The organism is Arthrobacter sp. B2a2-09, assembly GCF_027587375.1.
Lineage (GTDB): Bacteria > Actinomycetota > Actinomycetes > Actinomycetales > Micrococcaceae > Arthrobacter.
Map to the genome: position 1 here is coordinate 1 of NZ_JAMXIC010000009.1, position 25,251 is coordinate 25,251.

A 25,251-nucleotide genomic window follows, 5' to 3' on the forward strand; every position below is an offset into this window, starting at 1 on the left:
GAACAACGCCATAAAACAACTCACCAGCCTCGGCTACAACGTCACCATCACACCCGTCACCGCAGCCTGACCCACCCCTACTTTCGTATTAGTTGGGCGGGCCACGATCACAGATGGCGTGCTGCCCCACGTAGGCTTGTGGGCATGAGGTTTTGCAGCTAATGGGTCACGGCCATTCACACGGACACACTGAGCATTTCGAGCCAAGCCCGCAGGCGATCGCGGCACGCAAGCGGGCCAACTGGCTCCTCGTAGCCGTGTTGGCTCCGATTGCCGTGCTCACGATCGTTGCCATGCTGCTCATGTGGCCGTCAGGGAGCAAGGAAGGCATCACCTTCGCGAGCCCGTACGCGGCCGCTCCCGGGGTAACGTTCGATACCGGCAAGATCCAAGCTGTCACCCAAGAGAGCTGCACGCAAGGGACCCAGGCTCCGGGTGCGAACGGAACGAACCAAAGCGGCGGCACACAGCCCCAGGGATCCCAATGCACCTTCGCGTCCACGCAACCGGATAACGGTGGCAGCCCCGTGAAAGTGGTCATCAACCCGGATGTCGCCAAGTCCCACGGCGTCAAAGTGGGGGACAGCATCCGCTACCTGAACCTCTCCCGGGTGCAGGGGGTCGCGGCAGGCAACGGCTCGCCGTCGTACGTCTTCCTGGATTTCGTGCGGAACGTTCCCATGGCCCTTTTGGCGATCCTGTACGCGGTGGTGGTCATTGCCGTCGCGCGCTGGCGCGGCTTCAGGGCGTTGCTTGGACTGGCCGGGGCTTACGTGGTGATGGTCAGCTTCATGCTTCCGGGATTGGTGGAAGGCAAGCCGCCTCTGCTCCTGGCCTTGGTCGGCTCCACGGCCATCATGATGGGGGTGCTCTATTTCGCCCACGGATTCTCGGCCAAGACCTCCACCGCGCTGCTGGGCACGATCTTCGGCCTCGGCATTACGGCGCTGCTGGCGGCGTGGGCCACGGATGCGGCTAATCTGACCGGGATCGGAAGCAGCGAGGGCGCCACGCTGGTGAACATGTCGGACAAGATCTCCCTCTCCGGGATCATCCTCTGCGGGCTGATCATCTCCGGGCTCGGAGTCCTCAACGACGTGACAATCACCCAGTCCGCGGCGGTGTGGGAACTCTACGAACTGGCGCCGGAGACTGGCGCGCGCAAACTGTTCACCTCGGCCATGAGGATCGGCCGGGACCACATCGCCTCCACGGTCTACACCATCGCCTTCGCCTACGCCGGTGCCGCCCTGCCCATCCTGATCATCGTCATGCTGTACGACCGCCCATTGGTTGATGCCCTCACCAGTGCCGAGTTGTCCGAGGAAGTCATCCGCACGCTGGTGGGCTCCATTGGCCTGGTGCTGGCCATCCCGGTGACCACCTTGATCGCCGTGCTGGTGGTCAAGGCGACCGGTCCGAGGCGGCTGGCGGCCGCCGACGCCGCGGAATCGGAAACAGCCCACGACGACGGCGACGTCCGTGAGCTTGAAACCGCCGAGTCCGCCGACGCCTTCGAATCGTTCGACACCGGCGAGCTTGCCGCCGTCGTCATGACCAGGCGGGCACGCAGGGAAGCCGAGCGCGGGCAGTAGCTTGCACGTGACATTTGTCATCCCTCATTGGTGACACACGCTCCCGGCGCAAGGCGCCGATCAACGCTTTGATGGGTAGTGGAGTAAACCAAAGCCAAGGAGAGTCATGACAACAGCGAGTGTGCCGGCCGTCCACGCCGCCGGACTGCACAAGAGCTTCGGGAAGGTCCACGCCGTCCGCGGCCTGGACCTGACCGTGCAGCCGGGGGAGGTGGTGGCGTTCCTCGGCCCCAACGGGGCGGGCAAGACCACCACTATCGACATGATCCTCGGATTGAGCACCCCGGACCAGGGAAGCGTTTCCATCTTCGGCCACACCCCCCGGGGAGCCATCGCCCGCGGCCAGGTGGCAGCCGTGATGCAGACCGGCGGCTTGCTGCGGGACATCACCGTCCGCGAGACCGTGCAGCTCAACGCGGCCATGTTCGATTCCTCCCGCCCCGTGGACGAAGTCCTGGCGCGGGCGGGCATCCTGGAGATCGCCGACCGCAAGGTGGAGAAGTGCTCCGGCGGCCAGCAGCAGCGGCTGCGCTTCGCCATGGCTCTCGTCTCCGATCCTGGATTGCTCATCCTGGACGAGCCCACCACCGGCATGGATGTCGCGGGACGACGCGACTTCTGGACCGCCATCCGGACCGACGCCCAGCGCGGACGGACCGTCATCTTCGCCACCCACTACCTCGAGGAAGCCGACGCCTACGCGGACAGGATTGTCCTGGTCCGGCAAGGAAGCATCGTCGCGGACGGCACCGCCGCCCAGATCAAGAACCTTGCCTCGGGCCGCACCGTCAAGGCATCGCTTCCGGCAACAGAGCGCGGGCTGCTGGCCGGGATGCCGCCGGCGGAAAGCGTCGAGTACGACGGCGGTCGCCTCACCGTCCGCACGGGCGACTCGGACGCGGTCGTGCGCTACTTGCTCAACAACACCGGCGCCCACGACGTCGAGGTGGCGGCCAACAACCTCGAGGAGGCGTTCGTCGCCCTCACCGGAGACGATGCCGTGCCGGAATCCACGAGCATCACTTTTGAAGGAGACCTCGTATGAGCACGGCAACAGTCGTCCAGGACCGGAAACCGTCCGCTGGCGGGGTCAACCGCACGTTCCTCTGGATCGAGATCAAGAGGATGCTCCGGAACCGCCGGACCATCATTTTCACGGTATTCATGCCGGCAGTTTTCTTTTTCATTTTCGGCCTGTCGAACAAGGACAAGCTCCTGCCCAACGGGCACAGCTACGGCCAGTACATCCTCATCAGCCTCACGGTCTATGCCGCGATGACCGCCGCTACGGGTGCTGGCAGCCAAGTGGCAGTGGAACGTGCCCAAGGTTGGAGCCGCCAGCTTCGGCTCACGCCCCTCCTGCCCGGTGCGTATATCGCGGTGAAAGCCATGGCCGCGCTGACGCTGTCCCTCGTTGCCGTCGTGGCCCAGTTCGTCATCGGTGCCTTGGCAGGTGTCACCATGGATGCCCAGACCTGGCTGACGGCGGGGTTGGTCGCTTGGCTGGGCTCCCTCGTCTTCGCGGCTCTCGGCTTGTTCGTCGGATACCTCATGCCGAGCCAGAACGTCATGCAGATCCTCGGCCCGGCCCTGGCCATCCTTGCCATGCTCGGTGGACTGTTCATGCCGATCGAGATCATGGGGGAGACCTTCGGGAACATCGCCAAGTTCACGCCCGCATACGGGATCGGGCAATTGGCCCGGAGCCCCATCACCGGCGAGTTCGACTGGGCATGGATCGTCAACGTGGTCATCTGGCTCGTGATCTTCGTGGCAGGGGCAGCAATGGCGTTCCGCCGCGACACGAAACGTGTCTGAACCGGCCGCTAGGGTAAGCACCATGACCAGCAACCCAGGCGGAACCTCCTTCAGGGATGTGCTCACCGGAAACGTGTTCAGCGGCAATGTGTTAACCCGCAGCATGTTCCGCGGTTCGATGTTCCGCGGTCCCGGGCCACGAGGCTGGTTCATCGGTGCGGGACTCTCCATCCTGCTCTGGGCTTGGCCAACGTGGAACATCGTGTGGTCCGTGGACGAGCCGCTGGCCTGGAAAGTGGCGGCTTCGGCGGCCCTGATCGTGTTCTTCGCTGCCTACGCCCTCCTGCCCCAGATCAGTTGGCGCCTGGGCGTCCGGGCGGGCATCGTGTCCGTCTGTATCCTGCTGGCGCTGAACGGGGTGATCATCCTCCTCATCGGAAGGGAAGCCTTGTGGACCTGGACGTTCCTCGCCTGCGCCATCGCGATGACGTCCCTGCCGCCGCGCACGGATTTCTTCCTTATCGTCACTCTGTCCCTCGCCTCCTTTTCCACCCAGCTGGTGACGGGCAACGGGGAGCAGGCCTTGCTCCAGGCAGGGATCATCTTGTCCCTCGGCCTCATGATGTCCGCCTTCGCGCGGCTGATCCGGCAGACCGCACGCCTCCGGGAAGCGCAGACTGAACTGGCCGACGCAGCCGTCGCCGCCGAGCGCAGCCGCGTGGCCCGGGACATGCACGACATCCTGGGGCACTCCCTGACGGTCATCGCCGTGAAAGCCGAGTTGGCCGGCAGGATGCTCGACACCGTCCCCGGCGACTACCCTGCCCGGGACCGGGCAGCCGCCGAGATCTCCGCGGTGCAGGACCTGGCCCGAGGTGCGCTCGCCGACGTCCGGGCCACGGTGGCCGGTTACCGCGGCGTCAACGTCCTGGCGGAGCTCGCAGTCGCTAGGACGGCATTGGAATCGGCCGGGATCGACGCCGAGTTGCCGGGAACCGTGGAGCAGGTTCCGGCGCGGCACCGGGAGCTCTTCGGCTGGGTGCTGCGCGAAGGCGTCACCAACGTGGTTCGGCACTCCGGTGCCGCGCGCTGCCGCGTCCGGTTGACGGCGTCGAGCGTTTTGGTGGAGGACGACGGCGTCGGCCCGGCCTCCGGGGGCCGCTCCGGGAACGGGCTGGCCGGGATCCGCGAACGCGTGGGTGCCGCCGGGGGAACGGTCAGCATTGGCCCGAGTGACCTGGGAGGGTTCAGATTGGCGGTTGAGGTATGAGCATTCGATTGGTGATCGCAGACGACCAGGCGCTGGTGCGCGGAGCACTCGCGGCTTTGCTGGGGCTGGAGCCGGACATCGAGGTGGTCGCCGAACTGGGCGACGGGACAGGGGTGGCGGCCGCCGTCGTCGAGCACTCCGCCGATGTGGCAATGCTCGACGTCGAGATGCCCGGCCTGGACGGGATCAGCGCGGCAGCGGCCGTGCGGCGGGCCGCGCCGTCGTGCAGGGTCCTCATGGTGACCACTTTCGGGCGGCCCGGCTACCTCAAGCGCGCCATGCTGGCAGGAGCCTCCGGATTCGTCGTCAAGGACACTCCGGCGCGGCAATTGGCCGAAGCGGTGCGTCGCGTCCACCAGGGGCTCAGGGTGGTGGACCCCGTGCTCGCCGCGGAATCCTTGACCGCGGGAGACAGCCCGTTGACCGAACGCGAAGGGGAGGTGCTCAAGGCAGCGTCCGACGGCGGGACGGTGGCCGACATCGCGAAGTCGGCAATGCTTTCCGAAGGGACCGTGCGGAACTACCTGTCCGCCGCGATGGCCAAGACCGGCGGCCGGACCCGTGCCGAGGCTGTGCGGATCGCCGAAGACAACGGCTGGCTGCTCTGAGCCCTTGCGCGAGATCGTGGCGTCCAGTCGATTTGCCCCGCTTTGAGACAATGGACGGGTGACTGTAGTAGCAACACCCCCTTCGCCCAAGCTCGAACTGCCCCCGCTGCGGCTCGGCCGGATCACCGTGGACACCCCCGTGATCCTTGCCCCGATGGCCGGCATCACCAACTCGGCCTTCCGTCGGCTGTGCCGTGAATATGGCGGCGGTCTGTACGTCGCGGAGATGGTGACCTCCCGTGCCCTGGTGGAGCGGACCCCGGAATCGTTGCGCATCATCTCCCACGACGACGACGAAAAGGTCCGTTCCGTGCAGTTGTACGGCGTGGACCCTGTCACGGTGGGCCAGGCCGTGCGCATGCTCGTCGAAGAAGACCGGGCGGACCACATCGACCTCAACTTCGGCTGTCCCGTGCCCAAGGTCACCCGGCGCGGCGGCGGCTCCGCCCTCCCCTGGAAGATCGACCTCTTCACCTCCATCGTCCATACCGCTGTCAAGGAAGCCTCCAAGGGCGATATCCCGCTGACCATCAAGATGCGCAAGGGCATTGACGAGGACCACCTCACGTACCTCGACGCCGGCCGCATCGCCCGCGATTCCGGCGTTGCCGCCGTCGCGCTCCACGGCCGCACGGCCGCGCAGTTCTACTCCGGCCAGGCCGACTGGTCCGCCATCGCGCGCCTGCGTGAGGCCCTCCCGGACATTCCCGTCCTGGGCAACGGCGATATCTGGTCCGCCGAAGACGCAGTCCGCATGGTGCGCGAAACCGGGATCGACGGCGTCGTGGTGGGCCGCGGCTGCCAAGGCCGCCCGTGGCTCTTCGGTGACCTCCAGGCAGCCTTTGAAGGAAGCGATCAGCGCCACCGTCCGGGCCTGCGCGAAGTAGCCGAGGGCGTCTACCGCCACGCCGAGCTCATGATCGAAACCTTCGGCAACGACGAGTACAAGGCGCTGCGCGAGATCCGCAAGCACATGGCTTGGTACTTCAAGGGCTACGTGGTGGGTGGGGACCTGCGCGCCAAACTGGCCACCGTGCCCACCCTCGAGGTCCTGCGCGAGCTGTTGGACCAGCTGGACATGGACCTGCCGTACCCGGGCATCGACTCGGAGGGCCCGCGCGGACGTGCAGGTTCCCCCAAGAAGCCGGCCTTGCCTAAGGACTGGCTGCTCAGCCGGCAGATGGACGCGGACCAGACGCGCGATATCGCCGCAGCCGAACTCGACGTCTCGGGCGGCTAAAGCGGGGCCTGGGTCGTCGCGTGCACGCGCACGGCCCGAGTCGTGGAAAACTGGCTGCATAGGCACCGGCTGAAGAGACGCCGGTGCACGGCAAGCGGAGGAGGCAGATACCCATGGGAACTGAAGCGATGTCTGCAGCACGCCCGGCCGAAAACGCAACGGGGATTCCAGGCTATGTGGAGGCCGACTCGGCACGCTGGGTCCAGGAACCCCGGAAGAATACCTACCGCTCGGACTTCGAGAGGGACCGGGCAAGGGTGCTGCATTCGTCAGCCCTCCGGCGGCTCGGAGCCAAGACCCAAGTGGTGGCCCCGGACACTGACGACTTTGTCCGTACCCGCCTCACGCACAGCCTTGAAGTCGCGCAGGTTGGCCGCGAATTGGGCCGGGCGCTCGGCTGCGATCCGGATGTCGTGGACACGGCGTGCCTGAGCCACGATCTTGGCCACCCGCCTTTCGGCCACAACGGGGAATCCGCGCTCAACGAGGTAGCCCACGGAATCGGTGGTTTCGAAGGCAACGCCCAGACCCTGCGCCTGCTGACCCGGCTTGAACCCAAGGTCCTGACTGCCGACGGCCGGCCCGCGGGCCTGAACCTGACCCGCGCCAGCCTTGACGCGGCGTCCAAATACCCGTGGTCCGCCGTCGACGCCCCCGTCATCCACGGACAGCGGAGCAGTAAATTCGGTGCTTATGAGGACGATCTGCCCGTGTTTGCCTGGCTTCGTGACGGCGCACCGGGCAACCGCTCCTGCATAGAGGCCCAGGTGATGGACCTGGCCGACGATATTTCGTACTCTGTCCACGACGTGGAGGACGCCATTGTTGCCGGCCATTTCCAGCTGAAGTGGCTGGACAATCCTGATCACCGGGCCCGCGTGGTGGGGTACACCAAGCAGTGGTACCTGCCCCACAATGATCCCGCTGAAATCGATGCCGCCCTGGCACGCCTGGAAGCCACGAGCGTGTGGGTCCGCGAGGCCGATGGAAGCCGCAAGTCGATGGCTGCGCTCAAGGACATGACCAGCCAGTTGATCGGCCGGTTCTGCCAGAGCGCCTTGGAGACCACGCGCGCCCGCTTCGGCCCGGACCACCTCACCCGCTACGGCGCTGAACTGATGGTCCCGGAGGAAACGGTCACTGAGATTGCCGCCATGAAGGGCCTTGCCACGACGTTCGTGATCTCCACCGACCATCGGCAGCCCGTCTATGAACGCCAGCGCGAAGTCCTGCACGCCCTGGTTGGCGTGCTCAACGCGAGCGGGGACCGGCATCTGGAACCGATGTTCGCTGCGGACTGGCGGGACGCCCCCGACGACGGTGCCCGGCTTCGCGTCGTCATCGACCAGGTGGCGTCCCTGACGGACGCTTCGGCGCTCGCGATGTACGAACGGCTAGTGGGTAGCCTGCCGTCGCTCTGGTAGACCCCCGTCGAGTTGCCGGCCCGCTCAGGGGCTGCCCGCGCGGAGCGACTAGGATGGTGACGTGGCTGGCCTGATCAAACGTGAAGATATCGACGAAGTACGCCAGCGCACCGATATCAAGGAAGTGGTGGACGGCTACGTCACCCTCAAGGGCGCAGGCCTGGGCACCTTCAAAGGCCTCTGCCCCTTCCACGACGAGCGCTCGCCGTCGTTCACTGTCCGTCCCCAAGTAGGCCGGTACCACTGCTTCGGCTGCGGTGAAGACGGCGATGCCATCTCCTTCGTCCAGAAGATGGACCACAGCTCCTTCCACGAAGCCGTGGAAAAACTTGCAGCCCGGATCGGCTACGAGCTGCGCTATGAGGACGGCGGGACCGGCCCTAACCGCGAGGAAGTCGGCAAGCGCCAACGGCTGCTGGATGCCCACAAGATCGCCGACGAGTTCTTCCGTGCCCAACTACTCACGGCAGGTGCCGCCGAGGGCCGCAACTTCCTGCATGGCCGCGGTTTCGATCGGACCGCAGCCGAACAGTTCGGCGTCGGCTACGCGCCGCAAGGTTGGGACTCACTCCTGAAACACCTGCGCGGACGTGGGTTCACGGACGCTGAGCTTAAGCTCACGGGAATGTTTTCTGAAGGCAATAGGGGTATTTACGACCGCTTCCGCGGCCGGCTCATCTGGCCCATCCGGGACATCGCCGGCGACACTATCGGCTTCGGCGCGCGCAAGCTCTACGAGGACGATCAAGGTCCGAAATACCTGAACACCCCTGAGACCGTGCTCTACAAGAAGTCCCAGGTCCTCTACGGCATCGACCTCGCCAAACGGAACATCGCCAAGGATCGGCAACTCGTGGTGGTGGAGGGGTACACGGACGTCATGGCCTGCCATCTTGCCGGAGTCGGCACCGCTGTGGCCACGTGCGGTACGGCCTTCGGTACGGACCACATCAAGATCGCCCGCCGTTTGCTGTCCGACGACGGCACCGGGGGAGAGGTCATCTTCACTTTCGACGGCGACGCCGCGGGGCAGAAAGCGGCATTGCGCGCCTTTGAAGAAGACCAGCGCTTCGTCGCCCAGACCTACGTGGCCGTGGAACCCACCGGGGCCGACCCCTGCGATTTGCGCCAACTCAAGGGGGACGCGGCCGTCCGGGACTTGATCGGCACCCGCCGGCCCCTCTTCGAATTCGCCATCCGGGCATCCCTCAAACGCCACAACCTGGACACCGTGGAAGGCCGGGTCGCCGCCCTGCGGGAGTCGGCCCCTGTGGTGGCGCAGATCCGTGATTCCGGCATCCGCCCGGCGTATGTCCGGGAGTTGGCAGGCTGGCTCGGCATGCCCATTGAGGAGGTCAGCCGGGCAGTGGGGGTGGCCGCCAAGCGCGCTGCTTCCGGCGCGCCCGCGGCGGGCACGCCAGGAGCTGCCGGATCCGCAGGAGCCCCTGGGGCAGGAAACGGCGCATCGCCGGGCCAGGCCGGACAGCCGGCGGCAGCACCGCCGTCGGACGCTCCCATCGCCTTCATGCGCCCGGATCCCCGGGATCCCATTGCGGCCATGGAGCGGCAGGCCCTTGAAGTGGTCATCCAGAACCCCGCTGTCCTTGGCGGCGAAGCTGCGCTTAGCGGTGGGGCATGGGAACGGTTTGAGGCCTGTCACTTCGTCACTCCGGCCTACTCCGCGGTACACACGGCTGTCAGGGCTGCCGGGCTGGCCCACGCGGGGGACCCTGTTGCCTGGGTGGAAGGGATTCGCCAGGAGGTTCCGGAACCGCTCCAAGGCCTGGTCTCCGAGCTTGCTGTGGTTCCGCTGCCAGCCAGCACGCCCGAAGCGCTTCAGCGGTATTGCCGCGACATATTGGCCCGGCTGTTCGAACTGCAGATCACCAGGGTCAAGGCGGACAAGATGGGCCAGTTGCAGCGCTTGGATGCGTCAGCCCAGCCGGAGGAGTTCCAACGCCTCAACCGCGAACTTATGGAGCTGGAAATGCAGCGCCGCGCTCTCCGCATGGATAGCTGAGGGCCTTCCCCGGCGTCGATTTCGTTTCCCGCCGGGCCTTTGTTAGGCTGGTACACGCTTCATTCCTCCGTAGCTCAATTGGCAGAGCATTCGACTGTTAATCGAAGGGTTACTGGTTCAAGTCCAGTCGGAGGAGCGCTACTCAAAAATCCCCGTCCTCAGTAGAGGGCGGGGATTTTTGGCGTCTGATTCATTTACCCGGTGGTGAGGGTGACGTCGTCGAGGTACATCCAGGTGTCGTCGGCGGGGGTGGAGCCGTCGAGGTGGACGTTGAACCAGAGGGTGATGGTCTGGCCTTTGTAGGCGGTGAGGTCGGCGGTGAGCTGGGTCCAGGTGCCGTTGTCGTTGCAGAGCTTGAACAGGCTGGCCAGGGTGGTGCCGCTGGTGGAGCGCACTTGTGCTTCCATCCAGTCGTACTGGCAGGCAGCGCCGGTGCAGGGGTCTTCTGCGCTGTGGGGTTGGTACCAGAAGGACAGCGTGGTGGTTCCGGTGGCGGGGACGGTGATGGTCTGGGACAGGCTGCTGTCTCCCAGGGGCTCGGCCCCGGAGGCCAGGCCGAGGAGCGCGGAGCCGGTGCCGGTGTGGGCCGTGGTGGAAGCTACGGGTGCCCTGACGCCGCCGGTTGTCCATGCAGTGAGCCCGGATTCGAAGCCGCCGTTGGTGATGGCCGGGGGTGCTGTCGCCGTGGGCGTGACGGGCGCCGAGGCGGCCGACGCCGGTGAGGTGCCGACGGCGTTCGTGGCCGTGACCGTGAAGGTGTAGGCGGTGCCGTTGCTCAGCCCCGTGATGCTCGCCGACGTGGCGGGAGGGTTCCCGGTGACGGTTACCGGGGCCAGGGTGGTGGTGCCGGCGTGCGGTGTGACAGCGTACGAGCTGATCGCCGATCCGCCATTATTTGGCGCGGTCCAGGACACGTTGGCGGAGGCGTTGCCCGCCGTCGCGGTGACACCTGTGGGAGCGGCAGGCGCCGTCGTGGCCGCCGTCGGGGTGACGGGTGCCGACGCCGCCGAGGCCGGTGAAGCGCCGATGGCGTTGGTGGCGGTGACGGTGAAGGTGTAGGCCGTGCCGTTCGTCAGTCCCGTGACGCTCGCCGACGTCGCGGGCGGATTTCCGGTGACGGTGACCGGGGCTAGCGTGGTAGTGCCGGCGTGCGGGGTGACGGCGTAGGAGGTGATCGCCGAGCCGCCGTTATTCGGCGCGGTCCAGGACACGGTTGCGGTGGCGTTGCCCGCCGTCGCGGTCACTCCGGTAGGGGCGGCGGGTGCGGTCGGGGTTGTCTGGCTGTTGGTGAGCACGACGTCGTCGAGGTACATCCAGGTGTCATCCGCCGGGCTGGAGCCGTCGAGGTGGACGTTGAACCATAGGGTGATGGTCTGGCCGTTGTAGGCGGAGAGATTGGCGCTGAGCTGGGTCCAGGTGCCGGAGTTGCTGCTGAGTTTGAACAGGCTGGCCAGTGTGGTGCCGCTGGTGTTGCGGACCTGTGCCTCCATCCAGTCGTAGCGGCAGGTGGTTCCGTTGCAGGTGTCGTCTGCGGTGTGGGGCTGGTACCAGAAGGACAGCGTGGACGTCCCTGTAGCAGGAACAGTAACGGTCTGGGCCAGGCTACTGTCCCCGAGCGGCTCAGCCCCCGAGGCCAGGCCGAGGAGCGCCGAGCCGGTGCCGGTGTGCGCGATGGTGGAGGCCACGGGTGCCCTGACGCCGCCGGTGGTCCAGGAGGTGAGTCCGGATTCGAAGCCGCCGTTGGTGATGCCGGGAACGGGCGCCGTCGGGGTGACGGGTGGTGATGCGGCAGACGGCACGGACGTTCCGACGGCGTTCGTCGCCGTCACGGTGAACGTGTAGGCCGTGCCGTTGTTCAGCCCGGTGACGGTCGCCGTCGTTGAGGGCGGACTTCCGGAAACCGTCACCGGAGCCAAGGCCGTTCCGCCGGACGAAGGCGTCACGGCATACGAAGTAATCGGAGAACCGCCGTTGGCGGGCGCCGTCCACGACACCACCGCGGAAGCATTCCCCGCCGTTGCGGTCACCCCTGTCGGAGCGGCCGGTGCGTTCGTCGCCGTCGGGGTGACGGGTGGTGATGCGGCAGACGGCACGGACGTCCCGACGGCGTTCGTCGCCGTCACGGTGAAGGTGTAGGCCGTGCCGTTGTTCAGCCCGGTGACGGTCGCCGTCGTCGAGGGCGGACTTCCGGAAACCGTCACCGGAGCCAAGGCCGTGCCGCCGGACGAAGGCGTCACGGCATACGAAGTAATCGGAGAACCGCCGTTGGCCGGCGCCGTCCACGACACCACCGCTGAGCCGTTGCCCGCCGTCGCGGTCACCCCTGTTGGAGCGGCCGGGGCCGTCGCCGCGGCAGCCACAGTTACCGCGTGCGTGACTGTCCCCGTGAGGCCGGAGTTATCCGTCACGGTCAGCTTCACTTGGTAAGTTCCCCCCGCGGCGTAGGTGTGCGAAGGCTTCACGCCGGTGCCTGCCGGGGAGCCGTCGCCGAAGTCCCAGCTGTAGGAGGTCACAGTCCCGTTTGGATCGGTCGAGGTTGAACCGTCAAACGTCGCTGTCAGGCCCGCCGTCGAGGACGTGAAGGCGGCTACCGGGGGCTGGGTGGGCACATTGCCCAGGGCCTGGGCGACCGTTTGAACGGACGTGGTTCCGTTGGCCGTTCTCGCTGCCAGCCATGTGACAAAAGTCTTGAAGAGATTGGGATCGATGGTCAACGTGGGATCTGTCCCGACGGCGATGTGGTGGAAGGTCAGCTGGACCCAGCCCCCTCCCGGTTCCGCGTTGGTCACCAGGTCCTCGAGGTTCTGCAGCGTCCAAGTGCTGTCGACTTCATCCGGTGCCGCTGTGTTGTATGGATTGGCCGGGGGGAGGGTTTCCGCGAAGGGGCAGCCGGAGCAACTGGCGGGCGAACGGATGTCCCCCAAATTGCGCGCACTGGCAAAACCGCAATTCTTCACGATTTGCTCGACCGAAGAGTTCTCGGCGGCGAAGGGATAGGCGAAATCGGTGGCGTTGAACCCCCAGCTGGCAAGGGTGGTCCGTCCGCCGCAAACTTCGTTGGTGGCGGCCGAGGTGGACAACGTGGTGAGGTCCGGGTGGGTGATGGTGTGGCCACCGATCTCATTGCCATCCGCAGCGATGCTGTTCAGGTTGGCTCGGGTGAGCCATGACGGATTATCGATCCAGCTGGTCGTAATGAAGAATGTGCCGTGCAATCCGAGCGACTTCAGTAGCTGTTCGGCCGGGAGCTGATCGGCATTGCCGTCGTCGAAGGTCAGGCTGATGATTGTTTTCGGCACTGCCGCCCGCGCAGGGGTCACCAAGTAGACAACGGAGTAGCCAAGCAACAACAGCGCGGACGCGGCCGTGACCCAGCGGAACCACGCGTTGCGGATCCCAGGCGATTTCCCCCGCCCGGCGGAGGAGCGCCAAGGGGAGAAACGCCAAGCGGAAGAGCGCCCCGGGTGCCGCCGGAACAGTATGGTCAGGAGCCGCATCGGCTTCCCCTTTTTCTGAACAGACCGGGTCAGAATCCCCAGGTCCGGAGCCTATTGGCTATGCACGGCACGGGTTAAGAGTGGGGGATACCCGTTTTGGACCGGTTTCCCGCCCTTTCACTCAGGCTCCGATACGCGTACTCGGCCGGAAGGCCGGCCACTCAACCGAAGCCTGGCGACTCAAGCGAAGGGGGAGTACCTGCCGTTAGAGACGAGCTCGATTGTCCCGGTGGGTACGCTCACCACCGGCCCATGGCCCGGCAGGATGGTTTCGGCGCCCAACTGACTGAGTACCCCTACGCTGGCCAAGGTCTCCGCCGGGCGGTGATGGAAGACTGCGGGCAACAACTGCGGCCCGCAGACCGGACTGACCGCGTGGCCGGTGACGAGCGCGTCCCCGGTGACCACGGCCTTGGCTGAAGGGATGAAGAAGGACACATGGCCGCTTGTGTGCCCGCCAGTGGCAATGATCCGGGGAGATCCAGGGAGCACGTCAAGAATGTCCTGGGTCATCGCAGCGACGCCCGGGACCGCGACGTCGGACAAGCCCCCGGATCGGATGGCGTGCAGGGCCCACGCGCCGACCCTGGGGCGGATGATGCGCAAACCGAGATCCTTGACGGTGACCTGTTCGAGGACCTCCCGGCGAATGTTTGGCAACTCCGCATAGGACGCAAATACCGGAATGCCCATTGCGGATATTCTCGCGGCATTGCCGATGTGATCCGAGTGACCATGCGTCAGGAGAACTCCGGCGGCATTTTCCATAGCCAGTCCCAAGAAATTCATGCTCGATTGGAGCAATGGCCAGTTCCCGGGATAGCCCGTGTCGATGAGGGTGAATTCTTTGTCCCGCCTGAGGATCGTCCAGTTGACTGCAGGGCCTTGGACGAAAAAGACGTCCTCGGCAACTTCCTTCACGTTGGCCTCGGCTGACCAGTTCTTCGACATGCTTCCTTCTGTTCCTATGCGCCACGTATGCGGCTCGCACGCGCTTCGTACGCCCCGGATCATCCTATCTTCGGGCAGGGCGTCAGCTCCGTGCCATTCGCGATACCCGGGAGGGGTATTTTGCGGCCCTTCCCACAGTGTCCGAGGCTCGATTTCACTTGAGGCAAAACCTTTGCTAAAGTCATAACCGCTTCATTCCTCCGTAGCTCAATTGGCAGAGCATTCGACTGTTAATCGAAGGGTTACTGGTTCAAGTCCAGTCGGAGGAGCGCGAAGGCCCCGCACCGGTTTTTATCGGTGCGGGGCCTGCTTTTTTGCTGCGGTTTGCCTGATTTTTCGTGCTCATTCGAATGGGCGGAATCCCACCGCAAAGTCTTCAGACGAAGTCCATCTCCACTTGCAGGAACCTCGCTGCTTCGGCCACGGCGGACTGGAAGGCGTCATCCTCGGTGGGCGGCGTCCTCGGCTCCCGGGGGTGCCATTCGTGGGCAGCGGAGTGGACTCGGGTGAATCCGCCGCCAGGGGGTGCGTAGAAGATTCCGAAGCGTTGCACGGGCCATTCAGGAGAGGTCTCCGGAGCCACGAGCAGGGCCGAGCCATTTGTCGGATTGAACCATTGCGCAATCGGCCGGCGTCGGTCCTCCGTGAAGAGTCCGGCCGCGTAGAGGGCCGCGGATTGCGGGCTTGTCACCGTGCATAGACGATCCCACCACAGCGGCAGGATGCCATCATCCCTGCGCTGCCATGGGGCTGGAATGGGTTGCAGTTCCTGCCAACGGGGCACACCTCAACTTTATCGCCGGGCCATGACCGGCAACAGGCCTCGAACCCACGGAAGGCCCGCTTAGTCCCGTTTCCAAGGCCCGGGATTGATCCGGTAGAGGATTGCGGAACCGACGACGGCGCCCAGCAAGGCTCCGAACACGGGGTTTCCGGCGCCGCGGCCCAGCAAGAAGCCGACGACGGCGCCAAGCATCGCTCCGAGGAAAAGGCCCCTCCCGTTGCGGTGCGGTTTGCGCGTCATGGCTTGAGCCTACTTCCCCACGCCGAGGTCCGGACCTCGCGCGTCTGTGGATGGGGCGCATGAGTGGATGGGCGCGTCAGTGGATAGAGGGGACGGATCGAGGCCGCACGACGAGCCAGAGGGCCGCCACGGCTCCTGCGAGACACACGGCCTGGACGGCTCCCATGGGAACGGCAGAGCCGACGCCCAGCCAGCCAACCACGGGCGGGATGATGCCCGCCATCAGGAAGTTCGAGGCCCCCAGCAAGGAAGCCGCTGTTCCGGCCTGTGCGCCATGGTTGGCCAGGGCGATCACCTGGACGCAGGGGAACATGAACCCGGTGGCGAGGATGTAGAACCACAGCGGGACCATGACGCCCCATAGGCCGAAGTGGAGCAGATCGAACACCACGATCAACACCGCCATCAGTAGCATCCAGACCGTGGCAAACGCCATGATCCATTGGGGTGCCACTCGCCTGATGACCCGGGAGCTGATTTGGACGCCGGCGACGATGCCCAGGGAGTTGACACCGAACAGCAGGCCGTATTCCTGCGGGGAGAAGTTGTAGACCTGTTGGAACAGGAAAGTGGACGCGGAAAGGTAAGCGAACAGTCCGCCGAAGTTGAACCCGCCTACGAGCAGCATCCCGACGAAAATCCGGTCGGCGAAGACGGCCTTGTAGCGTTGGCCTGCCGTCGACGTCGTCTGCCGGCGGAGCTCGGCAGGGTACGTTTCCCGGATGAGGAACACGGCGGCAATGATCACGAGGATTCCGTAGCTCGCCAGGAAGTAGAAGATCCCGGGCCAAGGCATCACCAAAAGCAGTTGTGAACCGATGATCGGAGCCAGAATGGGCGCCAGGCCATTCACCAGTGACATACGGGAGAACATCCGCACCATGGCGTAGCCCGCGAAGAGGTCCCGGACCATGGCCATGGCCACCACGCCACCGCCGGCTGCACCGACGCCCATGAGGACGCGGAACAGGGCAAGTGTGCTGATGTCCGTGGACAGTGCGGCGCCCAGGGAGGAACCGATGTGCAAGGCCGTTGCCAGGATCAAGGGCATGCGGCGTCCGAACTTGTCGCTGAAAGGTCCCACCACCAATTGGCCGATGGCGAAGCCCACTGTTGTGCCGGTCAGTGTGAGTTGGATCGCAGCCGCTGAAACGTCGAAATGATGCTCCAGCGCGGGAAACGCCGGCAGATAGAGATCAACCGTAAATGGACCCAAGGCGGTCAATGCGCCGAGTAGCAGGATATAGAGGAGTTTTTCGCGTCGACTGAGGGAATCGCCCGGTACAGGGGGAGTGTTCACGATTATCAATCCTATGTGCGACAGATCATATTTATCAGCGATGGCGGGGGCGCGCCGCGGGACCGTCCGGAAGTTGAGGCTGAAGCTGAATGGTAGTTTTGTGGACAGGTGCGCGTGGACGGTTGTATTCGCCACCGTGCCGGAGCCGGGTAAGAGCAAGAAGGAAGCAGTGAGGCGGAACCTATGAGTGGACGTCACAGCGGCCGGGCTGGCGAACGCCCGGGCATTTCGGCGTTGCCGAACACCCTGAAACTTGCAGCCCGGCTCGCGCCGCGGCAGCTCAACGACGAAATCAGCCTGGCCAAGCTTGAACTTAAGGGCAAAGGCAAACAGTTGGGTATTGCCGGCGCTTTCGTTGGCGTTGCGCTGGTCTTTTTCTCTTTGCTTATCATCGCCTTGGTTGTGGCGGCCATCTTGGGCTTGGCCACTGTCATGCCCCCGTGGCTGGCTGCGCTTGTGGTTGCGGCGGCGTTCCTTTTGATCATTCTCATCGGAGCCCTCGTCGCCTTCCGCGCGTTCAAGGGGGCCATGCCGTTTGTACCTGAGAAGACCGTCCGCGGCATCAAGCACGATCTCGGCATAGTCAAGGAAGGCACGTCCTTCGACGCCAGCGTCCTTGACCCCTCGTCGGAAGCCTACAAGGAAGCGGAAGCAGCGAAAGCCGCCGCAGCTGAGAAGGCCAAAGCCGAAAAAGCCGCCAAGGCAGAAGCACACAAAGCCGAGCAACCCCCCGCCCCGAGCGAAGCCGAGCTGCTCCGCCGTCTGGAGCAGCGCCGCGAGCACCTCGCCGACGTTCGCGATCAGCTCGGCGTCGAGCTCGACGTCAAGACCCAAGGAAAGGTGCTCCTCGACGTTGCCGGGCACAAGCTTGACGACGGACGCCAATTTGCTGCCGACAAGCTCGCAGATTTCAGTGAGAAGGTTCCCGCCGGACTGCCGGAGCGGCTCGCCGCGCGCTGGAAAGAGCTATTGCTCTTCGCCGCTTCCGCCACAGTGGCTGCGGTGGGACTTCGGAAGCTGTTCAAGAAGTAATCGGGACGGCAAGCACCAGCGTCAGCTGCGGACTACGGAAAGGGGGACAGGTGAGGTTCATCGGTGCAGGCGCACGCCCGGGCCAGCCACAGATCGACCACGATCTCATCTTCACCGTCCCCAATTTCCTGACTGTGTTGCGCTTCATGGGCGTCCCGCTGTTCGTGTGGCTGGTTCTGTGGCAAAGGGAATACGGTTTCGCCGTGCTGGTTCTTGCCATCATGGGCGGCACTGACTGGGTGGATGGCTACGTCGCGCGGCGTTTCAACCAAACCTCCAAGCTGGGCCGCATCCTCGATCCCGTCGCGGACCGCCTGGCACTCATCACCGTCGCTGTCACGCTCGCTATCGCCGGGGTGGTGGATTGGTGGTACCTGGCCGCCCTGGTGGTGCCCGACGTCGTCCTTGCCACGGCCTCGTTGTTCTATTTCCATAGCCACCCCGACCTCCCGGTGAGCCGGATCGGCAAGATCCGGACGGCGTTCCTGCTCCTGGGCACGCCTCTTCTGGTCCTCTCCAAGCTCGCGATTCCCTTCACCGGTGTATACTTCGTGATCGCCTGGGTCTGCCTGGGCTTCGGTCTGGTGGGGCACTGGGTAGCGGCATACAACTATTTCTGGGCAATCCTCCGCAAGGGCAAAGAACTCAAAGCCAACGACGGCGGTCGCAGCTGATGTCCTGGTTTGCAGTCCTTCTTGCGGTGCTTGGCGCCTTCTGCCTCGCCATTGGCGCCCAGCGCCAGGGCAGCGCGGTCAAGGCCGATACCGGTGGCCTCGCCCTGAGTTCACAGGGCTTCTTGAGGCTTCTCCGAAATCCGCGGTGGGTGCTCGGCCTGCTGTTGCTTGCCTTGGGCATGTGCATGAACGCCATTGCCTTGGTTTCTGCACCCCTGACGGTGGTGCAGCCCATCGGAGCCATCGCCTTGGTCATCACCACGGTGGTCAACGCCAAGGACCAGGGACTCAGTATCAATCGCGGCACGGTGGTGGCGATCTCTGCTTGCGTGACCGGCTCAGCGATGTTCGTCCTGCTGGCCGTCAATGCCACTCAGGAGAACCATCACGTCAGCGCCGAGGACGAAATAACCATCGTGCTCCTGCTGGCACTCGCAGTCGGGCTTTTTGGAACGTTGGCGGTCATGTTCCGGCACCGCATGAGCGCTTTTGTGTACATCCTGGGTGCCGGGGTGTTGTTCGGGTTTGTCGCGGTCCTGACGCGCATCATCGGCCGGCACCTGCTGGACCCCAACGGGCACTTTCTGCTCAACGTGCAGTGGTACACCGTGGTCGCCATAGCCGCCGCCGGCGGTCTCGGTTCCTGGTTCGTGCAGAGTGCCTATTCGGGCGGGCCGCCGGATCTGGTGATCGCTGGGTTGACTGTGATCGACCCCATTGTCGGCATTGCGATCGGGATCGCAATTTTGGGTGAGCTTCGTCCCGATGTGCACGCCGTGCTGGCAATCGCCATGGCTGTGGCCGCTTCCCTTGCTATCGTGGGGGTTATTGCCCTGAGCCGGCACCATCCCGAGGTCACCAAGCGAAAACGTGACGCGAAGGCGGCAGCAAGCCGGAAGGCCTAGGGCAAAGTTCGACAACCGTGCCCCGCACACCCGCGGCAGGCAACCGGCGAAGACACCGCAGGGCCAGACGTTTTGCGATGTTCGCACCGTGACCATCAGGAGTTCTCCACGTGACCGTTCCCGAAACCAACAAACCCCTCACCATCCTGATTGCGGCGGAGACTTACCGCCCGCAGGTCAACGGTGCTGCTCAGTTCGGGTACCGGCTTGCCAAAGGCATGAAGGCCCGGGGGCACGACGTCCACGTGCTGGCCTGCCGGGCGGACAACGGCAAGAGCTTCACCGAGTTCGGGGATGAAGGCACGGTGCACCGCTTGAAGTCCCACGGAGTCTTTACGCACGAGTACTTTCGCATCTGCTACCCCTGGGAAATCAAGAACGACATTCGGCTGCTCTTCGACAAGGTGCAGCCCGACGTCGTTCATATCCAAAGCCACTACATGATCGGCGAACACGTTCTGTACGAGGCCAAGAAGCGGGGCATCCGGATCATAGCCACCAACCACTTCATGCCTGAGAACCTGAACCCGTTCCTGCCGTTCCCGCAGTGGTTCAAGGACATCATCGGGCGGGTCTCGTGGAAAGACATGGGCAAGGTCATGGGCCTGGCCGACGTCGTCACCACTCCCACGCCGCTTGCCGCGAAGGCCATGCACCAGCACGCTTTCCTTCGCAAGGTCCTGCCTCTGTCCAACGGTATTGACGCGGCCGCTTATGAACTGGGGCCGGGCGAAGAGATCGAGCCGCATGCCAACCCCACCGTTCTCTTTGTCGGCCGCCTTGCTGAAGAAAAGCATGTGGACGTCCTGATCGACGCCGTCTCGAAGACACCGGCCGAACTCAATGTGCATCTTGAAATTGTCGGCGGCGGCGAGGTCCGCGCCGCATTGGAGGCCCAAGCCAAGCGCCTGGGCCTGGGCCTGGGCGAGCGGGTCAGGTTCCTGGGCCTGGCGAGCGATGAGGACCTGAGGACGGCGTACATTCGCGCTGACCTGTTCTGCATGCCCGGAACCGCCGAACTGCAGTCCCTCGTGACGCTCGAGGCGATGTCGGCGTCGACGCCGGTTCTTCTCGCCAATGCGATGGCCCTGCCGCACCTTGTGCGCGAAGGCGAGAACGGGCATCTGTTCACGCCCGGGGACAGCAACGAGCTGGCAGCCCGGATCACCGAGCTCTTCCGTCTGCCGGATGGCGAACTCGAAGCCATGGGCAAGGCGAGCCGCGCCATGGTGGAGCCGCACAGCATCCAAGGCACACTGCAGACGTTCGAGGACCTCTATCGCGGGGCGAGCTATGAGGACAAGGTCATCTAGTCACGTAGACACGGCGTAGTCTCGCGGTTGGCATCGGGAGCCGAATTGTTTTGCTAGAGTGTTTTGGCTGGGAGGACGCTGACAAAGCGGCCGCCTGGCCGACTCGGGGCTATAGCTCAGCTGGTTAGAGCGCGGGACTCATAATCCTAAGGTCCTCGGTTCAAGTCCGAGTAGCCCTACCCGAAAGGCCCCAGCAACCAAGCGGTTGCTGGGGCCTTTGGCGTTTGCCTGGTTCTCGGCTTGGTGGCCTATTTGGTGGCCTGTGCCGGTGCTTCCGGCACAGGCCACGCCGCTCGGCTTCACCACTGCCCTCATGTCCTCGATCGCGGACACCACCATAGACGACCTCATCCGGCATCCAGACCCAACCGGCATTCGGAGCTCGACCGCGTTCGCCGCGATGTGGCGAGCACTCGCCGGCCCCTCGCCAACTGAAACAGGAGCAACCCCATGACTACATCCGCGCCCGCTTGGGTCATCACCGGCCCCGCTTCGGGATTCGGTCACGCGACGGCGTTGGAGCTCGCCCGCCACGGCACCGTCGTGCTCGTCGGTCGAAGCCCCGAAAAGCTCGCCACGGTCGCGGCCGAAATCGCTGGCCGGGGAGGCGCCGCCGTCGTCGTCGTTGCCGACCTTTCCGACGTCGTGAGCTCTCGTCGAGCTGCCGCGGAAATCACCGCTCTCGACCTGCCGATCCGCGGCGTGCTCAACAACGCCGGCGTCATGCTGTCGACGCCCGCGACCAGCAAGCAGGGTTGGGAGCTGTCCTTTGCGACGAACCACTTGGGACCGCTTGCATTCACGGAGGCACTCATTCCCTCCCTCGCGGACGGCACCAACGTCATCTTCATCACATCCGCGGTGGAGGACCCCGCGAGAATTCCGGCGGTGCGAGCCGGGTTCCGCGGCAGCCGCTTCATCTCGGCTCAAGCCGCTGCGCGGGGCGAGTACACACCCGGCGGCTCAAGCCGCCCGGGAATGGACGCATACGCCACCTCGAAGCAGGGCAACCTCGCCGCCGTGTTCAGCCTCGCCCGCGAATTCCCGCGCCTGCGGTTCCGGGCAATCGAACCAGGGGTCAACCCCGGCTCCAACCTCGGCGAACTCCCTGCTGCCGTTCGTCTCATAGCGAAGGCTCTCGCGCCGCTCCTCACGGTCTTCCCGCACTTCACAACCTCGAAGCGCGCGGCGCACGTCATCTCCCGGATCCTCACAGACTCATCCGCTGCGACTGGGACCTACTATGACGAGCAAGGCAAGCCGCTGGCCGCCTCCGCGCAGGTGAGCGACGCCGCTTTCAGCGACCGCTACATCGAGGAGAGCCGAGCGCTGCTGGCCACCGTCACGTCATAACTTTGATCAGTTTGGTGGATCGTTCCCCACGAACGTTCCGGGCGGCATCCAGGCGCCAAACACCGGGCCCGGATCGGGCCGCTTTGCGTGCCGCCCGTCGTCGGAAATTCCTTGTTTGAGACGTTGCAGGACCCATGGGAACAAGTGCTCGCGTGCCCAGATAATGTCGTCGGCCCTTGCTTCGCGCGAAGTGCGCTCGGGTAGGTCTTTCGGCGTCATCGGTTCCAAGGTGTGGGGGACGTTGAGGGTATCGAGCACCATGATGGCGATGGTGTGCTGGCCCAAGGGAGAGAAATGCAGCCGGTCCGGATCCCACATTCGTGGGTGGGTGAGCTGACGCAGAGCCCACAGATCGGCGATTACCGCATCGTGGCGTGCGGCAATGGTGCGCAGGTTCTCGTTGAAGATGGCTACCTGGGCGCGGGTCCGTCCCAGCACGGGCGTAGCGCCCCAGTCCGGGCCGGCAAACAGCACAACCGTTGCGCCGGTAGAGGCCAGGAGTCGCACGCCGGCGTCCATCCGGATGGCGAGTTTGTCGGGATCACTTCTGCGGAAGATCAGGTCATTGCCCCCGGCATTGAGGGTGATCAGATCCGGTTGAAGGGCCATCGCAGGGCCCACCTGCTCATCCAGGATCTGATGGAGCAATCGTCCACGGACCGCCAGGTTCGCGTAAGCGAAATCCTCGTGTCCGGCGCTCAGTTCTTCCGCGACCCGGTCCGCCCAGCCTCGCAGGCCCCCTGGGCTGCGGGGTTCTGGATCTCCTACCCCTTCGGTGAAGGAGTCACCCAAGGCCACATAGCGGCTCCACGGGTGCAGGCCGGCCCCGGAACCAACAGAGCCACCCTGCGCCGGACTATCGGCGCTGGGAGCGTTCATCCCTCCATACTGCCCCTACCGGGCCGAACGCGCCACGGCGGGCTGCGGGCAATACCTACTGAACTCACGAGCCGGATGCGCATCTTAGAGTTATCTTGTGAGCTTCGAATTGCCGTCGCCGATCGATCCTGAATTGTGGTCATTCGTCGATGAGTCCAACGCCTTCTACGCCCGGCGGCCGGCCGGCCGTGGTCCGAGCAGTCGGGAGGAGCTGCACACACTCCGAGCGGGAGCGGCAGCACCTGCAACGTGTGATCCACAGCCAATCGCAGAGCTGGTAAGCGCACTTGGCCGAAGCGTTCCGGTGCGGATCCACGTGCCGGTCAGCAGGCCGGTGGCCGGCGTGTTCCTGGAAATCCACGGCGGCGGCTTCTACATGGGCTCGGCTGCCGGAAGCGACGTTCGCAACAGACGGCTTGCGGACGCGTTGGGTATTGCAGTGGTCAGTGTGGATTACCGGCTCGCTCCCGAGCACCCTTGGCCTTCCGCACCCGACGACTGCGAGACAGTAGCGCTGTGGCTGGTGGAGCACGCTGAAGGCCGCTTTGGCACAGCGAAACTCGCTATCGGTGGCTTCTCTGCCGGTTCGACGTTGGCGGTATCTACGCTTGTGCGCTTGCGCGACCGCGGGGTCACGGCATTCAACGGCGGCGTGCTGCAGTTCGGCACCTACGACCTCGCCGCGAAAACGACAGCCGGACGCCTGATCGCCGACGAGTATTTTCTTGACGCCTATGCGGGGACCGCTCCGGATCGCACCCACCCCGACCTCTCACCCCTCTTCTCCGAGCTCGCGGGCCTACCGCCGATCATGATGGTGATCGGCAGCGAGGACATCCTCCTGGAAGACAATCTCGCCATGGCCGCACGGCTGTCGGACGCCGGCGTCGAGGTCGACCTGCGAATCTACCCTGCCTCCCCTCACGGCTTCACCGGACACTCGACGCCGATGGCACGGGCCGCTCTCGAACACATCGATGCATGGCTTCGAGCTCAGTTGGGCCCGGCAGGCTGAATCGCTCGGCCGGGACGGCTAGCCCTGCACGAAAGGAGCCCCTGACGCGCGGAAGCGCAGTCAGGGGCTCCTTCGAAGGTGACCGTTACTCGGAGCGCTGGCCGTCCTGCGAGTTGTCCTCGGCGCCGCCGGTGAACATCAGGCCCTTGGGCTGGATGGAGGCAAGTTCCTTGATCGGGGCGAGAGCACCCGTGCCCAGGTCCAGGTTTGCCAAGTACGCGGGGCCTGCGTCGGGTACGACGGTGGAGACGGCTTCGCCGGCCCTGAACGGGCCGGTGATGGAGAAGACCTTGTTGTCCTTCGGGTCCGTGACCAGAAGGGTCTGGTTGGAGTGGGCCGCGAACACAGTGTCATCCAGGGGCTGGGAAACCGACAGTACCTGGAGAGCTTGCTCGCCGCTGCCCGGGTTGGAGGCGAAGATCAACTGCTTGTCCGCCTGCGCGTCAAGCATGAAGGATTTCTTGAACCGCGGAGCGGCGGCCGGAACCTGGGTGTTGGAGTCCGGGTCTGTGAGGCCAAGCGTGGTTGACTTTCCAGCCTGGGGACCATTGGCTGCGGTAGCCGTAGCACTGTCGCCGAAGAGAGGCGTCAGTTTGGCAGTGGTGCCTTCCAATGCGACGGAATAGGCGGCGGGACCCGAACTATCGACTGGCGCTGAGGCGCTGACGAGGATCTTGCCGTTCACGACAGATACGGCGTCGGTTCCACCACCGTGGGTGAGGCCCGAATAGGTGTACGTGGTCAGCGGCTTCGCATGGTCCGGGCTGAGGGTTGAGAAGCTCGAGTTGCCGTCCTCGTTGGCGGTGAGGAGGAGGCGGTGGTGTTCCGGATCGGCCGTAAGCCCATCAACCTTGCCCGTGACTTGCCAGGACTTACCGGGCTTTCCGTCGAGGCTGAACTGCTGAACGGTGCTGGCTGTGGCGCCGTTTGCTGAAGCCTCGCCCAAGGGGCCAACGCCATTCTGGAACGATACGTACACGGAATCGCCCATCCGGGTGATGTCGTCGGGCGCTGACTCGGTGCCGACCGGGGAAAAGGTCTTCACGGTGAATCCGGCGGCCGAGGCGTGTGCTTCTCCCTCGTCAGCAGCGGATGCCGGCAGGGCAACGGAGGCAAGAGTGGAAGCAGCAACTGCGGCGCCCACCAATACCATCGAAGTCCGCTTGAGCTTGTTGGGTGTAACAGCCATTGAAAATCGTCCTTAGATTGGGGAAACGATGTCACTGCCAACCTAGGGAAGCGGTCTGGGAGCGAGCCGTGCAAAGGGCAAACACCCGGAGGCCCGGAGGTTAACGGCAACTGTTTCTGCCTCGGACGATGACGCCACGCAAGCAGCCGTCGGCCATTCGTGAGTGCGCCTGGTTGCTTGTGTGGAGGACTGCCATTGCTGTAA

General features: G+C 64.8%; 21 protein-coding genes and 3 tRNA genes. 17 read left to right on the forward strand and 7 right to left on the reverse strand.

Annotated elements, in window-relative coordinates:
- The first annotated feature begins 161 nt into the window (after positions 1-161).
- From NFJ07_RS11545 to NFJ07_RS11585, 9 genes are all read left to right on the forward strand, one after another.
- On the forward strand, positions 162-1,595 hold the full coding sequence (locus NFJ07_RS11545) for a YibE/F family protein (RefSeq protein WP_269994484.1): 1,434 nt from the start codon (positions 162-164) through the stop codon (positions 1,593-1,595).
- Between the two features lie 106 nt (positions 1,596-1,701).
- A complete protein-coding gene (locus tag NFJ07_RS11550; protein WP_269994485.1) occupies positions 1,702-2,640 on the forward strand; it encodes an ABC transporter ATP-binding protein in 939 nt (312 codons plus the stop codon).
- Positions 2,637-3,413, forward strand: coding sequence for an ABC transporter permease (locus tag NFJ07_RS11555; RefSeq protein WP_269994486.1), 777 nt, complete (start codon positions 2,637-2,639; stop codon positions 3,411-3,413). Before NFJ07_RS11550 ends, NFJ07_RS11555 begins: the two co-directional genes overlap by 4 nt.
- Before the next feature lie 22 nt (positions 3,414-3,435).
- Complete coding sequence (locus NFJ07_RS11560) at positions 3,436-4,623, forward strand: sensor histidine kinase (RefSeq protein WP_269994487.1); 1,188 nt, start codon at positions 3,436-3,438, stop codon at positions 4,621-4,623.
- The gene (locus NFJ07_RS11565; protein ID WP_269994488.1) at positions 4,620-5,231 is read left to right on the forward strand and encodes a response regulator transcription factor; all 612 of its coding nucleotides are present in this window, start codon (positions 4,620-4,622) and stop codon (positions 5,229-5,231) included. The genes NFJ07_RS11560 and NFJ07_RS11565 overlap by 4 nt, the downstream gene beginning before the upstream one ends.
- Before the next feature lie 58 nt (positions 5,232-5,289).
- Positions 5,290-6,471, forward strand: coding sequence for a tRNA dihydrouridine synthase DusB (dusB, locus tag NFJ07_RS11570; protein ID WP_269994489.1), 1,182 nt, complete (start codon positions 5,290-5,292; stop codon positions 6,469-6,471).
- Between the two features lie 113 nt (positions 6,472-6,584).
- The gene (locus NFJ07_RS11575; RefSeq protein WP_442865346.1) at positions 6,585-7,895 is read left to right on the forward strand and encodes a deoxyguanosinetriphosphate triphosphohydrolase; all 1,311 of its coding nucleotides are present in this window, start codon (positions 6,585-6,587) and stop codon (positions 7,893-7,895) included.
- Positions 7,896-7,956: 61 nt separating this feature from the next.
- On the forward strand, positions 7,957-9,915 hold the full coding sequence (gene dnaG, locus NFJ07_RS11580) for a DNA primase (protein ID WP_269994490.1): 1,959 nt from the start codon (positions 7,957-7,959) through the stop codon (positions 9,913-9,915).
- 63 nt (positions 9,916-9,978) lie between these two features.
- Positions 9,979-10,051, forward strand: a tRNA-Asn gene (locus NFJ07_RS11585).
- A 58-nt stretch (positions 10,052-10,109) separates the two neighbouring features.
- Here the strand turns inward: NFJ07_RS11585 and NFJ07_RS11590 are convergent.
- A complete protein-coding gene (locus NFJ07_RS11590) occupies positions 10,110-13,412 on the reverse strand; it encodes a fibronectin type III domain-containing protein (RefSeq protein ID WP_269994491.1) in 3,303 nt (1,100 codons plus the stop codon).
- A 180-nt stretch (positions 13,413-13,592) separates the two neighbouring features.
- Positions 13,593-14,363 carry an MBL fold metallo-hydrolase gene (locus NFJ07_RS11595; protein ID WP_269994492.1) on the reverse strand — a complete coding sequence of 257 codons (771 nt, stop codon included), beginning with the start codon at positions 14,361-14,363 and terminating at the stop codon, positions 13,593-13,595.
- A 196-nt stretch (positions 14,364-14,559) separates the two neighbouring features.
- Here NFJ07_RS11595 and NFJ07_RS11600 point away from each other — a divergent pair.
- Positions 14,560-14,632: transfer RNA gene (locus NFJ07_RS11600), tRNA-Asn, on the forward strand.
- Between the two features lie 107 nt (positions 14,633-14,739).
- Here NFJ07_RS11600 and NFJ07_RS11605 read toward each other — a convergent pair.
- From NFJ07_RS11605 to NFJ07_RS11615, 3 genes are all read right to left on the reverse strand, one after another.
- Positions 14,740-15,147, reverse strand: a complete 408-nt coding sequence (locus NFJ07_RS11605; RefSeq protein ID WP_269994493.1) for a hypothetical protein — start codon at positions 15,145-15,147, stop codon at positions 14,740-14,742.
- 60 nt (positions 15,148-15,207) lie between these two features.
- On the reverse strand, positions 15,208-15,387 hold the full coding sequence (locus NFJ07_RS11610; protein ID WP_236816563.1) for a glycine zipper domain-containing protein: 180 nt from the start codon (positions 15,385-15,387) through the stop codon (positions 15,208-15,210).
- 76 nt (positions 15,388-15,463) lie between these two features.
- Positions 15,464-16,693: a multidrug effflux MFS transporter gene (locus tag NFJ07_RS11615; RefSeq protein ID WP_269994700.1), complete on the reverse strand. Its 1,230-nt coding sequence runs from the start codon at positions 16,691-16,693 to the stop codon at positions 15,464-15,466.
- Between the two features lie 177 nt (positions 16,694-16,870).
- Between NFJ07_RS11615 and NFJ07_RS11620 the strand changes: the two genes are divergently transcribed.
- The 6 genes from NFJ07_RS11620 (at position 16,871) to NFJ07_RS11645 (ending at position 21,964) form a co-directional block, all read left to right on the forward strand.
- On the forward strand, positions 16,871-17,719 hold the full coding sequence (locus NFJ07_RS11620; RefSeq protein WP_269994497.1) for a phage holin family protein: 849 nt from the start codon (positions 16,871-16,873) through the stop codon (positions 17,717-17,719).
- 50 nt (positions 17,720-17,769) lie between these two features.
- On the forward strand, positions 17,770-18,393 hold the full coding sequence (locus tag NFJ07_RS11625) for a CDP-alcohol phosphatidyltransferase family protein (RefSeq protein ID WP_269994499.1): 624 nt from the start codon (positions 17,770-17,772) through the stop codon (positions 18,391-18,393).
- Positions 18,393-19,298, forward strand: coding sequence for a DMT family transporter (locus NFJ07_RS11630; protein WP_269994501.1), 906 nt, complete (start codon positions 18,393-18,395; stop codon positions 19,296-19,298). The genes NFJ07_RS11625 and NFJ07_RS11630 overlap by 1 nt, the downstream gene beginning before the upstream one ends.
- Before the next feature lie 110 nt (positions 19,299-19,408).
- On the forward strand, positions 19,409-20,611 hold the full coding sequence (locus NFJ07_RS11635; RefSeq protein WP_269994503.1) for a glycosyltransferase: 1,203 nt from the start codon (positions 19,409-19,411) through the stop codon (positions 20,609-20,611).
- Between the two features lie 105 nt (positions 20,612-20,716).
- Positions 20,717-20,790, forward strand: a tRNA-Ile gene (locus NFJ07_RS11640).
- Between the two features lie 271 nt (positions 20,791-21,061).
- Positions 21,062-21,964, forward strand: a complete 903-nt coding sequence (locus NFJ07_RS11645) for an SDR family NAD(P)-dependent oxidoreductase (RefSeq protein WP_269994504.1) — start codon at positions 21,062-21,064, stop codon at positions 21,962-21,964.
- 6 nt (positions 21,965-21,970) lie between these two features.
- Here the strand turns inward: NFJ07_RS11645 and NFJ07_RS11650 are convergent, their stop codons facing one another.
- Positions 21,971-22,843, reverse strand: a complete 873-nt coding sequence (locus NFJ07_RS11650) for an SGNH/GDSL hydrolase family protein (RefSeq protein WP_269994506.1) — start codon at positions 22,841-22,843, stop codon at positions 21,971-21,973.
- Positions 22,844-22,940: 97 nt separating this feature from the next.
- Here NFJ07_RS11650 and NFJ07_RS11655 point away from each other — a divergent pair, with 97 nt between their 5' ends.
- The gene (locus NFJ07_RS11655; protein WP_269994507.1) at positions 22,941-23,858 is read left to right on the forward strand and encodes an alpha/beta hydrolase; all 918 of its coding nucleotides are present in this window, start codon (positions 22,941-22,943) and stop codon (positions 23,856-23,858) included.
- Between the two features lie 85 nt (positions 23,859-23,943).
- On the opposite strand, the gene NFJ07_RS11660 is transcribed toward NFJ07_RS11655, so the two are convergent.
- The gene (locus tag NFJ07_RS11660) at positions 23,944-25,047 is read right to left on the reverse strand and encodes a hypothetical protein (protein ID WP_269994508.1); all 1,104 of its coding nucleotides are present in this window, start codon (positions 25,045-25,047) and stop codon (positions 23,944-23,946) included.
- Positions 25,048-25,251 lie beyond the last annotated feature (204 nt).